Here is a 12,481-nt window from a genome sequence, read left to right as displayed (position 1 = left end):
CCGGGTTTATTAACTATCGTGCTATTGCTATGTAAAACTTTTCGACCCTGAAAATAGAGAAGCGTGCTCATTTGAAAAATGTGATTTTTCACGGCATAGTATGTGATTTTTCACATGGGATCACACCCACAAACAAAATGATGTTCGCTCATTGTTCGCCCTATGGCCGTACCATGTTCGCAACCCGCCGACAATATGTAACAAAACCCTTAAATCCTTATGAAGCGGCACACGGCTTCGCAGCGAAGCTGATACGAACATGATACGAACATGATACGAACAAGAGACGAATGAAAGACGAGGAAAGTATTATGGTCTTTTGCCTGTCTTATACGGTAAAAACTTTGCAGGTAGATATGTTTATTACAGAATTAGCTTTACAGGTTTTTACAATATTACGGATACAGCTTTACATCACTTTTAGTTTTTAAAAGAGTTTTGGGTTGAATGGTGAGCTGCAGAAGTATTAAGATTTCAACTAAAAATGCAACCTTACAGTGCGGAGCTGTATTTCTTGCATTGCTTTATAGAATGGTTTGTGCCGGAGATAGTTTTGCAGACATTTTTTCCATATAGGTATCAAGATAAGATTGTACAAGGCTAATGTACCTGTAAAATGATTTACTGTTCTTTGTATGCCCGCTTATCATTCTCACAATATGCTCAGGCACGCCAAACATCAGCATCATGGTAATGGCTGTCCGGCGCATACAATGAGAAGAAAGAAGATCGCAAAATCTGTATGCCTGTGTAGTACCCGGTCTGTATAACATTTTTTGTTTGCCTCTTCTGTTCCTTGTTTTAGGCATAGGCTTTGTCCACCCTGCTTTCTCCGCAATCCTTTTTATATTGTGGTTAAACTGATTCTTTGAAATATAAGGTATCAGTATTTTCCGCTTGCCTGCTTTTGCTATAAGTTTATCTATAATAAGCAGTGTATAACCTGTAAGCTTTAGTTTTACTGTAGCACCTGTTTTTTGTGTTTTTATTCCCAGGTATTTATTGCCACATGCTTCTTCAATATCAGTAACTTTTATGTTGAAAAGATCACTATACCTTAGTGCCAGCAGGCAACCAAATACAAAAATATCTTTGGTACGCCTTAACGAAACGGAAAGGCTATTTTCGAAATCTTTATTATTAATAAGAAAACTAACCTGTTCAGGTAAAAGGCTAATTACAGGTATTTGTTCTTCCAGCACATAAAATCTTTCATAGAAATTGCCAATATTAATTTGTTGCTCATTGCTCAGGTACCTGAAAAAAGCACGTATTATTCTTATCACCGTTCCAACATAATTGTCAAAACATTTTTTTTCTGTAAAAAGAAAATCGGTAAAGGCGGCATAAAAGTTTTTCCAGTATTCAGCTTCTTTAAAGAATAGGTTACTGTTGTAATGTGGCAGGCGTTTTATACGCAGTTTTGTGTTGGTAAATTTTTCAAATGCACATATCAGCAACAATACCATTCGGTAATTATTGATTGTCTGTGCTTTAATCCTGCAGCCATCTTTTTTTAAGGCGCATACAATTGCGGCTTGCGTTTATAAACTGTTTGAACAATTGTGTAAACGTCCATTGGTTCTTTTTCATGATTTACTTTTTATGGTGAAGTAATTTTTACATGAATTAAGTGTATTTTTAAAATAACAAGTTCTTTGAAGAGACAAGCGGTACATGTTTTTTAGAAAATAAAATTACTATCCCTTTGGGATAGTAATCATAATTATCAAAACACTTCACAGTATTACATCTTCAAAGAACTTTCACTTTTCAAAATAAGCCTTTATTGGTGAAAAAAGGATTGATAAAGTTATCAAAGTCTCCATTTTATTTGAGCCCATACTTACCTGCAAAATCTTCAATAGCATTTTTATATGCTACCCGTTATCAAAATACTATTTTGTTATAAGAGAGCAAAACGAAGCAAGATGAAGCAAAACAAAGCAACTTAAAGCAAAACAGCGCAATGCGGTTTAAAAATATATTCTTTCCGTTTTTGCCATCGTTATTTTTTGTGCAGAAACAGTTAACCAATTCCTTAATACCGGTTACAGGAACGTAAACAGTTTCAGATAATATATTATTTAAAAAATCAAAATCCAATTTTTATGGGCACCATTAACAAAGGGATCCTTGGCGGATTCAGCGGTACAGTAGGCACCGTAATAGGCGGCAGCTGGAAAGGTATAGACTACATGCGCAGCCAGCCATCACGCAAAAGCGGCACAACTTCACAGCCTCAGTTAGAGCAACAGGCAAAGTTCTCTCTTATAGTAAAATTTCTGCAAAGCATGACAGGTTTGGTTATGGTTACCTTTCATAATTATGCTGTAAAAATGACGGGCTTTAACAGTGCGCTTAGTTACAACATTAAGAATGTAATTACCGGCACTTATCCCTCGTATGCAATTGACTACACCAAAGTACTGGTAAGCCGCGGCGACCTGCCTAATGCAGGCGGCCCTGCTGCTGTGGCAGGTACAGCAGGTAATATAAATTTTACCTGGACAGATAACAGTGGTATGGGTAAAGCGGCAGCTACAGATAATGCCGTACTTGTTGCATATAGCAGTACCATGAACCTTACGATCTATGATCTTGAAGCCGCAACAAGAAATGCTGCGGCAGCAACGCTTAACGCTGCTACATTTAGTGGCGAGACTGTAGAAGTGTATATTGGCTTTATGAGTGAAGACGGGAGAGAGGTTGCATCAAGCATTTATCTTGGGCAGGTAACGGTTGCTTAGCATTTGGGCTTATTGCTCTTTGCCACAAAGTATAACAGGTTGTTTTACACTTTTTGTTCCGCAATATAAGGCTGCCCTCAAAGCAGCCTTTTTTCTATAAGAGCAGGTGTACGCCCCCCTGTTACACTACCGCACACAAATTGTATCAAAACCGTACACCTGCTATTTGTAATAAAATATAACTGCCTGTTTTTCAATGTATAATTTTCTGGCACTACTCTTTATTTAACTATAGTGGTTCGCCGGGAAAATATGATGCACACAACCGCAAACTGAAGCTGATTGAAAAGAGTAACCTTGAAGGGAGTGACACAACAGGCGATGCCAAAAGTTCTTTAGCTGATAACAAAAAAAGATATTGAAGAGCGTTTAGTTTCTCATGTGCAATTCGAACCTGTGTTTCCACACCGGGTTTCTTTTAAGCCCCCGGCCCCTAAAGGGGGAATTAAAAGAATACAGGATGACAAACTAAACGGGTGAACAAGTAAACATTTAAACTAGTAAACTATATAACAGTGGATAGAGTAATTGAAAAAAAGACATGGACCAAAAAACGGATACTGACGATAGTGGGTATTGCGGCTTTAGCAGGTTTGATCATTGCAAGTTATTATTACACTTCCGGTGGCAGCAAACTTAATGTGGATACTGAACGTATTACCATCAGTGAAGTAAAGAAAGGTGTGTTCCAGGAAACAATTCCCGTAAATGGTATAGTACTGCCTGAAACGACCATATACCTGGATGCAGTGGAAGGTGGGCGTGTGGAAGAAAAATATGTGGAAGATGGTGCAGTAATGAAAAAAGGCCAGCCTATTTTAAAATTAAGTAACACAGATCTTCAGCTTAACCTGGTGAACCAGGAAACTTCTGTATATAACCTGCTTACGCAAATGCAGATTTCAAGAAATGCAGCGCAACAAAATACGGTTAATAAACTGAACCAGATGACTGATGCGGAAAGCCAGTTGAAAGAAGCGGAACGTGTTTACCTGCTGGATAAACACCTGTACGATCAGAAAGCAATCGGCTCGCAGGAATACAAGAAAGCAGAAAATGATTACAATTATTACCTGCAAAAAAAGAAGCTTACTGAGCAGATACTGAAACAGGATTCAGTTTCCAATCAGCAACAGTTAACACAGGCACAGCAATCTTATGAAGGCTCTCAAAATGCATTGGCTGTAATGCGTGAAAAAGTAGGAGACCTGATAGTGCGTGCACCGGTTGACGGACAACTTACATCACTTGATGCAGAGGTTGGTCAAAATAAAAACAAAGGCGAAAGACTTGGCCAGCTGGATGTAGTGGGTGGTTACAAAGTGCGTGTAGACGTAGATGAACATTACATTTCCCGTATTTACGCAGGTCTGAAAGGTCACTTCGATTTCGCCGGTAAAACATATGAACTGATCATAAAGAAAGTATATACGCAGGTAGTGAATGGCCGTTTCCAGGTAGATATGATATTTACCGGTAAAGTGCCGGATGGTATTCGCCGCGGACAAACACTGCAGATATTATTGGCACTGAGCGATGAAAGACAATCCCTGTTACTGGCTAAAGGCGGCTTTTACCAGCAAACAGGCGGCAACTGGATCTTTAAAGTAAGTAAGGATGGCAGCACGGCGTATAAAGTAGATATACAACTGGGTAATCAGAATCCTGACTACTATGAAGTGCTCAGTGGTTTGGAGCCGGGAGATAAAGTAGTAACCAGCAGCTACGAGAATTATGGCACCATGCAGGAATTAGTTTTAAAAGGCAAGTAACAAATCATCATTATAAACGTAACACAATAACTAAAATAAATCAACCGGTCATGATAAAAATTACCGACCTCGAAAAAGTATATCGCACAGAAGAAGTAGAAACTGTTGCCTTAAACAAACTAACTGTTGAAGTAAAAGAAGGAGAATTTGTTGCAGTAATGGGTCCTTCTGGTTGCGGCAAATCTACGCTGCTTAATATTCTTGGATTACTGGATGATCCCGATGCAGGTAGCTTTATCTTCAATGGCATTGAAGTAGCAAAGTTCAACGAACGCAAACGTGCCGATCTGCGTAAACACAATATTGGTTTTGTGTTCCAGAGCTTTAATCTTATTGATGAACTGACTGTGTTTGAAAATGTAGAATTGCCATTGATCTACACCGGCATTAAACCTGCAGAAAGAAAGAAACGCGTAGAAGCAGTTTTAGATAAAGTACAGATCATGCACCGCCGTAACCACTACCCACAGCAGCTTTCAGGTGGTCAGCAACAGCGTGTGGCAGTAGCAAGAGCAGTAGTAAATAATCCAAAATTAATTCTTGCGGATGAGCCTACCGGTAATCTTGATTCATCAAACGGTAATGAAGTAATGCAGTTGCTTACAGAGTTGAATGAACAGGGTACCACTATCGTAATGGTTACACACAGTGAGCATGATGCACGTTACAGTCACCGCATTGTACGCATGCTTGACGGGCAAACCGTTACGGAAAACATTCTTATTTGATCATACACTTCCAAACAATAAAACCACACTGTTTATGAAAAGCATATCCATCCATATCGTAAGAGCAATGTTATTGCTTACATTGTATGTTTGTTGCAGCAGTGTGGTTTGCTGTGAAGCAAGTAAGCCGGCGGTGTTGGAATCAACGTCACCAGGTAAAATGTTTGAGCATTCAGGTTACAACAAAGAATCTTTAGATGAAGATATCACACCATTACAAATGATATCTGTGCGTATTACTGAGTTGCTATAATTTTTTTATGAGCCCTGGCTTTCGGTAATACTATTGAGCTTTCGTTGCGTCGCACACTTGCACTGAGAGATAGGTTTGAGCAATTAGCTGCGAGCTTTGAGCTTTTATGTTTTGTTCGAAGCTTGCTTAACAAAGCTCTAAACGTAAAAGTGTGCGACGCAACAGGCGATGCCATGTTGATCAAATGCCCGGCCCCCAAAATATACACGCACATAACTTATTACTTATAACTTTCTTTTTATGATCAAAAATTTTTTCAAAATAGCTTACAGGAATCTTTTACGTAATAAAGGTTTCTCAGTAATAAATATATTGGGCCTTGCTGTGGGTATGGCAAGCGCTATGCTTATTTTGATGTGGATACAAAGCGAGGTTAGTTATGATCAGTTTCATGAAAAGAAAGACCGTATTTATGAAGCGTGGAACCGTGCAGAATTTAGTGGCAAACTGCAATGCTGGAACACTACACCAAAAGTATTGGCAAGAACGTTGGAACGTGATCTGCCCGAAGTAGAACAGGCTGTAAGAGTTGACTGGAAACAGAATCATCTCTTTAGCATTGGCGAAAAAAGATTAACTGTTGGAGGCAATATTGTTGATTCTAATTTTCTGCAGGTGTTTAGTTTTCCGCTGGTAAAAGGCAATGCTACAACTGTATTAAAAGATATGCATTCCATTGTGCTTACAGAAACACTTGCCAGAAAAATTTACGGTAATGAAGACCCGATGGGCAAAGTGATCAAGATAGATAATAAAGAAAGTTTTACCGTAACCGGCGTTGTAAAAGATTTGCCGCTTGATACCAGGTTTGATTTTGAATATTTATTGCCATGGTCTTATAAACGCTTTCTCGGAGATGATGATGAATATTGGGGCAACAATAGCACACGCACCTATGTATTGCTTAAACCGCATGCATCTGAAGCATCTGCCAATGCAAAACTGAAAGTACTGAAACCAAAGTATGAAAAGGATGAACCAAAATGGGAAATGTTTATTTATCCTATGAGTAAATGGCGTTTATATTCAAGCTTTACAAATGGAAAAGAAGATGGTGGGGGGCGAATAGAATTTGTAAAATTGTTTGGCATTATTGCAGCATTTATTTTACTGATTGCCTGTATAAACTTCATGAACCTTAGTACGGCACGCAGTGAAAAACGTGCAAAAGAAGTTGGCATAAGAAAAGTAGTAGGCGCAAATAAAGGAAGCCTCATCGGTCAGTTCATAGGAGAATCTATTTTACTTTCTTTTCTTGCAGGTATACTTGCAGTAATACTTGTACAAATTTCTTTGCCTGCATTTAACAGTCTTACAGATAAACATCTTGCTATTGAATATGGTAATATTTATTTCTGGTTAGCAGCACTTGGGTTTATTATTTTTACGGGTGTACTTGCCGGTAGTTATCCTGCATTTTTCCTTTCTTCTTTTAAACCCGTTAAAGTGTTGAAAGGAACATTCAAAAAAGCAAATGCATTGGTTACACCCCGCAAGGTGTTGGTGGTATTACAGTTTACGTTTGCGATCATACTTATCATTTGCACCATCATTGTAAAGCAACAGATAGATTATGCGCAGAACAGGGAAACCGGTTATAATAAGAATAATCTGATCTATCATCTTTTTACCGGGGATATAGAAAAAAATTACACCCTTATAAAAAATGAATTGCTTAATTCAGGCGCTGCCTCTTCTGTAACAAAAACAAGTGCCCCACTTACACAAAGCTGGAGTGATGGATGGGGCCAGGAGTGGGAAGGCAAAGACCCAAATGATAAAACAGATTTTTACCGTTACAATGAAGATGAAGGATTGGGTAAAACAGCAGGTTTAACTTTTGTGCAGGGCCGTGATTTTGATCTTACTAAATTTCCCACAGATTCAACCGGAATGATCATTAATGAATCTGCATTGAAAGTAATGAAGTTCAAAGATCCCATTGGTAAGATCGTAAAAGACAATGGAACGGAATGGCATATTGTAGGTGTAATAAAAGATTTTATTCTTACCTCACCCTATGAACCAACAAGGCCTATGCTCATTGCAGGGTCTAAAGCGTGGTTTCAAACTATACTTATAAAACTCAACAGTAATGTTGCAACAGGTGAGAGCCTGAAAAAAGCAGAAGCTATTTTCAAAAAATACAATACAGAATATCCTTTTGAATACAAATTTGTTGATGAAGAATACGCACAGAAATTTGAAGATGAACAGCGCCAGGGCACATTAGCAGCTTTGTTTGCAGGGCTTACCATTTTCATTTCCTGTCTTGGTTTGTTTGGCCTTGCTACCTATATGGCTGAGAATCGCATTAAGGAAATTGGTGTGCGCAAAGTGTTGGGTGCTTCTGTTGCAGGCATTGCCACATTGCTCTCCAAAGATTTTCTAAAGCTGGTTATAGTTTCTTTCATCATTGCAGCGCCTATCTCCTGGTGGGCCATGAATGCGTGGTTACAGGATTATAATTATCGTGTAACAATCGAATGGTGGGTGTTTGCAATGGCTGCAATATTATCCATTGTCATCGCAATTATCACAGTAAGTTACCAGGCAATAAAAGCTGCAGTTGCTAATCCTGTAAGAAGTTTGAGAACGGAATAAAAGCCCCTAACCCCTAAAGGGGGATTGAGTGAAGAAGAGATTTTATTTGCCCCCCTTTAGGGGATGGGGGCATCTCCGTTGCGTCGCACACTTGTACTGATGAGATTTATTGAGCAGTTATATCAATCAATATAAGTATTTAGCAAGCATGCAAAACATTATCGTTGCTAATTAGGGATATAAGATGAAGTGGAGGATATAATGTTCAATAAAGATATACAGAACCGCTCCTGCTCCTTTAGGAGAAGGAGATGAAGGATAAATAAAAAATATTTTTTGAATCTCCTGTAACCTTAACGGATAACACACGTTCCATTTAAAACCTGTTGCTTACTGCTGACCAGATAATAAAGTGTACAAGTGAGTGACACAACGAAGATGAGTTTATGATAAACAGCTCGTCAAAAAAAATAATCGCACAAAAAAAAATCACAAACATGAAAAAGTTATTTTTCTTTTTTTTGGCTGCAACAAGTACAGCCATCACGGTAAATGCACAAGACAATAAAGAACCTTATCTCACACAGTCATTAAGCAGCGAAACTATTAAACAGGCCAATGTAGAAACAAGTGGCGGCAGCATTGCAGTAATGGGTTCATCGCAAAGTGAAGCCAGGATTGAAATGTATGTTAATGCCAACAACGGCCTCAATACGCTTTCAAAAGATGAAATTAAAAAAAGACTGGAAGAAGATTATGTGGTAAAGATCAATGTTGCGGGTAATACACTTACTGCAACAGCAAAAAATAAAAGAGACAACTGGGATTGGAAAAGATCACTAAGTATTTCTTTTAAAATTTATGTACCGTCTAATGTTTCAACAGATCTTAATACCAGTGGCGGCAGCATTAAACTTAGCGATCTTATGGGAACGCAGGTTTTCAGAACAAGCGGTGGTAGTTTGAAAGTTGATAAGGTAAGCGGCAAGATCGATGGCAAAACAAGTGGCGGCAGCATTACCGTTTCTAATTGCTCAGATAATATTGATCTTGCTACAAGTGGTGGTTCTATTAATGCAGATAATTGCAAAGGAAACATTGAATTATCTACAAGTGGCGGCTCTGTTCATCTTTCTGCACTTGATGGCACTATTGATGCATCTACAAGTGGTGGCAGAATTGATGCTGATAATGTTAAAGGAAAGCTGTCTGCATCTACAAGTGGTGGCAGTGTGCATCTTTCAAATATTCGCGGTACACTTGAAACATCTACAAGTGGTGGCAGCATGGATATTGAGGTAACAGAATTAGGACAGTATGTAAAAGTTAGTAACTCCGGTGGAAGCATTGATATTACGTTACCTGCTAACAAAGGCATCGATCTCAACCTTCATGGAAACAGGGTAAAAGTTAACCCGATGAATAATTTTAGCGGTGATACTGATGATAACAGCATTACCGGTAAAATGAATGGTGGTGGTACAGAAGTAAGCGTTCATGCAGGCAGCGGCCATGTTAATGTTAATTTTAAATAACAAGGACCGTTTTTTTGAATTGCTTAGTATTTACTATAAAAACAATGCAGTCGTAACGGCTGCATTGTTTTTATAAACCCATTGCCGGCCATTTTATGCTGTTAATATGTATCGTTTTATTCATTACAAAATATTTTCAAAAAGGGTTTGATCAGCAGGTAAAACGTATTGTATCAATACTGAACAAAAGTTGTATCGAAAGCGGACACCCTGAAAATATAAGGTTATCTAACTTATTGCAAACCAACTGATATGTAATTGGCATATTATTCATCTTAATTTATAGACTAATTGTGTCAAATTTAAAAAGGGTAATATGGTTCGGAACTACATAAAAACAGCATGGCGCACCTTACTACGTAACAAAACATATACTGCAATTAACAGCAGTGGACTTGCTGCCGGTATTGCGGCATGCCTGTTGATATTTGTTGTTGTACAATTCGAACTTAGTTATGATACGTTTCAAAATAATTATGATCGTATTTACCGAATAGTTAGCACCGAAAAGCATACAGATGGAAGCATTGCCCGCAACCCCGGTATTCCTTGTCCGGCTTACGATGCATTAAAAACTGATTTTCCCCAGCTTGAAAAAATTGTGCCCTTGGTTATCTCATCAGGCAACCAGGTTACAGTTTTAGGAACAGATGCCAACTCAGATGTGGCAGCAAGTAAGAAGTTTATTGAAGACAACAAGATTTCATTTACGGTGCCTGCTTATTTTGATATGTTTAGTGCAAAATGGATCAGTGGAAATGCAGCTACTTTAAAAGATCCCGGTAATGTAGTGCTTACGAAAAAAAATGCACAGAAATATTTTGGCGATTATAAAAATGCTGTAGGTAAGTTTATCAAAATAGATAATTCAGTATTACTAAAAGTAAGTGGCATTATTGGAGATGCACCACTTAACAGTGATATGAACATGGGTGTGTTTATTTCCTATGAATCTTTTAAAACAAACCCTGATAATTTTGGTTACTCAACAGAATGGGGAAACCTTAGCAGCAATCACCAGATATTTGTTTTGTTGCCCAAAAATGTAAGCGCGGCAAGCATACAATCTCAGTTGCCTGCTTTTGTAAAAAAATATTATAAACAGAACGATAGCAGAAAGGCTCAGGTATTACAGCCATTTAAAGATATTCATTTCGATGCAGGCTATGGAAGCCTTGGTGATCACAGCACAGACAAAAACGTTTTGTGGACACTTGCTTTTATTGGTGTACTGATCATTGTAATGGCCTCTATCAATTTTATTAATCTCTCTACTGCACAGGCAATTGGCCGCAGTAAGGAAGTTGGTATAAGAAAAGTATTAGGCAGCAAACGTAGTCAGCTAATAGCCCAGGTAATGGGAGAGACCTTTCTTATTGTTTTATTCGCATCAATACTGGCGGTTTTTATAGCAAAACTTGCTATGCCATTCCTGTCAAATGTTGCAAGCGTTCCTGAAGGTATTGCGCTTATCACAGCACAAACTATTATATTTCTTTTAGCAGTGCTGGTAGTGGTAACACTTCTGTCAGGTATTTACCCTGCCCTGATCGTATCAGGTTTTAAACCGGTGCTTGCATTAAAAAGTAGAATTACTTCTGCAAGTGTAGGCGGTATTTCTTTAAGAAGAGTATTGGTGGTTACACAGTTTGCTATTTCTCAGATGCTGATCATAGGAACAATTGTAGCCGTAAGTCAGATGAATCATGTGCGTAATGCAGATCTTGGTTTTAATAAAGAAGCCTTGCTTATTATGCCAGCTTATACAGACAGTACTGATCTTGCCCGTATGGAACCATTAAGACAACAAATGCTCCAAAACCCTGGTGTAACAAGTGTTTCCTTTGGCAGCGATGAAGTATCCTCCAACAATAACTGGGCTTCTAATTTTGCATTTGATCACAAGGAAGATGAAGGCTATCCTGTTTTTCATAAGTTTGGAGATGCTGAATATTTAAAGACATACGGCGTGCAATTACTCGCCGGAAGAAATTATGCTGCGAGCGATACTACCAACGAAATTATCATCAACGAAACATTATTGCACAAACTTGGTTTTACAGACGCGCAAAAAATAATCGGTAAAGATCTTCGTATCGGCGGCGGCCATTGGTTACCAATCGTTGGAGTGGTAAAAGATTTTAAAACCAATTCGCTTAAAGAAGAAACAAAACCGCTTACTATAGCAGCACGAAAGGATTTTTATTTTACGATCGCTGTAAAAATTAATACTGCTAACCTAAGCAAGACAACTGCGCAAATACAAAAGCTTTGGGAAAAAGCTTACCCCGAATTTGCTTTCAGCAGTCATTTTGCAGATGAAACAATAGAAAGTTTTTACAGGCAGGAAACACAGTTGTCTTTGCTGTATAAAATTTTTGCAGGTATTGCCATTTTCATTTCTTGCCTTGGATTATATGGTCTTGTTTCTTTCATGGCTTCACAAAAAACTAAAGAAGTAGGTATAAGAAAAGTATTAGGTGCAAGTGTAAGCAGCATCGTTGTAATGTTCTCAAAAGAGTTTACTATACTTATCAGTATTGCATTCATTATTGCAGTACCTGTTGCATGGTATTTTATGAATGGCTGGTTACAGGACTTTCAATACCGCATCAGTATTGGTGTTGGTGTATTTGCATTGGCCATTGTTGTTTCGCTGATCGTTGCATGGGTAACAGTAGGGTATAAAGCGGTAAGAGCAGCGTTGGTAAACCCTGTGAAGAGTTTAAGGAGCGAATAAGAGCATGTGCAAAGGAAGAAGGTTTTTGCATCAGGCTCAAGAATATAGATTAAGCATTGTTGCGTCGCACACTTGTACGCTTTGTTCATTATTGATCTGAACGCAGAAGTGAGTGACACAACGAAGAACAGTAAAGAATAAAAGTTCAGTACATAAAAC

The 12,481-nt window shown here is 38.3% G+C and carries 8 protein-coding genes; 7 read left to right on the top strand and 1 reads right to left on the bottom strand.

Features of this window, described 5'->3' with window-relative positions:
* Window positions 1–524: 524 nt before the first annotated feature.
* Entirely contained in the window at window positions 525–1,469 is a 945-nt protein-coding gene (locus FRZ67_RS01210; protein WP_147187790.1) for a tyrosine-type recombinase/integrase, read from the bottom strand.
* A gap of 642 nt (window positions 1,470–2,111) precedes the next feature.
* Between FRZ67_RS01210 and FRZ67_RS01205 the strand changes: the two genes are divergently transcribed.
* From FRZ67_RS01205 to FRZ67_RS01175, 7 genes are all read left to right on the top strand, one after another.
* Complete coding sequence (locus FRZ67_RS01205; protein WP_147187789.1) at window positions 2,112–2,750, top strand: DUF6266 family protein; 639 nt, start codon at window positions 2,112–2,114, stop codon at window positions 2,748–2,750.
* A gap of 515 nt (window positions 2,751–3,265) precedes the next feature.
* The gene (locus FRZ67_RS01200) at window positions 3,266–4,522 is read left to right on the top strand and encodes an efflux RND transporter periplasmic adaptor subunit (protein WP_147187788.1); all 1,257 of its coding nucleotides are present in this window, start codon (window positions 3,266–3,268) and stop codon (window positions 4,520–4,522) included.
* A 50-nt stretch (window positions 4,523–4,572) separates the two neighbouring features.
* A complete protein-coding gene (locus FRZ67_RS01195; protein ID WP_147187787.1) occupies window positions 4,573–5,250 on the top strand; it encodes an ABC transporter ATP-binding protein in 678 nt (225 codons plus the stop codon).
* Between the two features lie 34 nt (window positions 5,251–5,284).
* Window positions 5,285–5,503, top strand: coding sequence for a hypothetical protein (locus FRZ67_RS01190; protein ID WP_147187786.1), 219 nt, complete (start codon window positions 5,285–5,287; stop codon window positions 5,501–5,503).
* Between the two features lie 240 nt (window positions 5,504–5,743).
* The gene (locus FRZ67_RS01185; RefSeq protein ID WP_147187785.1) at window positions 5,744–8,107 is read left to right on the top strand and encodes an ABC transporter permease; all 2,364 of its coding nucleotides are present in this window, start codon (window positions 5,744–5,746) and stop codon (window positions 8,105–8,107) included.
* Window positions 8,108–8,544: 437 nt separating this feature from the next.
* Window positions 8,545–9,582, top strand: a complete 1,038-nt coding sequence (locus FRZ67_RS01180) for a DUF4097 family beta strand repeat-containing protein (protein WP_147187784.1) — start codon at window positions 8,545–8,547, stop codon at window positions 9,580–9,582.
* Between the two features lie 316 nt (window positions 9,583–9,898).
* Window positions 9,899–12,322, top strand: a complete 2,424-nt coding sequence (locus FRZ67_RS01175; RefSeq protein ID WP_147187783.1) for an ABC transporter permease — start codon at window positions 9,899–9,901, stop codon at window positions 12,320–12,322.
* The last annotated feature ends 159 nt before the right edge of the window (window positions 12,323–12,481 follow it).

Source organism: Panacibacter ginsenosidivorans, assembly GCF_007971225.1.
Lineage (GTDB): Bacteria > Bacteroidota > Bacteroidia > Chitinophagales > Chitinophagaceae > Panacibacter > Panacibacter ginsenosidivorans.
Note: the sequence above shows the minus strand (reverse complement) of the source record. Positions and strands in the feature narration are given on the sequence as shown.

Excerpts from the sequence above, each read along its gene's own strand:
- FRZ67_RS01210 (WP_147187790.1), bottom strand. The coding sequence starts at position 1,469 with ATGGTATTGTTGCTGATATGTGCATTTGAAAAATTTACCAACACAAAA.
- FRZ67_RS01205 (WP_147187789.1), top strand. The coding sequence starts at position 2,112 with ATGGGCACCATTAACAAAGGGATCCTTGGCGGATTCAGCGGTACAGTA.
- FRZ67_RS01175 (WP_147187783.1), top strand. The coding sequence starts at position 9,899 with ATGGTTCGGAACTACATAAAAACAGCATGGCGCACCTTACTACGTAAC.
- FRZ67_RS01185 (WP_147187785.1), top strand. The coding sequence starts at position 5,744 with ATGATCAAAAATTTTTTCAAAATAGCTTACAGGAATCTTTTACGTAAT.
- FRZ67_RS01190 (WP_147187786.1), top strand. The coding sequence starts at position 5,285 with ATGAAAAGCATATCCATCCATATCGTAAGAGCAATGTTATTGCTTACA.
- FRZ67_RS01195 (WP_147187787.1), top strand. The coding sequence starts at position 4,573 with ATGATAAAAATTACCGACCTCGAAAAAGTATATCGCACAGAAGAAGTA.
- FRZ67_RS01180 (WP_147187784.1), top strand. The coding sequence starts at position 8,545 with ATGAAAAAGTTATTTTTCTTTTTTTTGGCTGCAACAAGTACAGCCATC.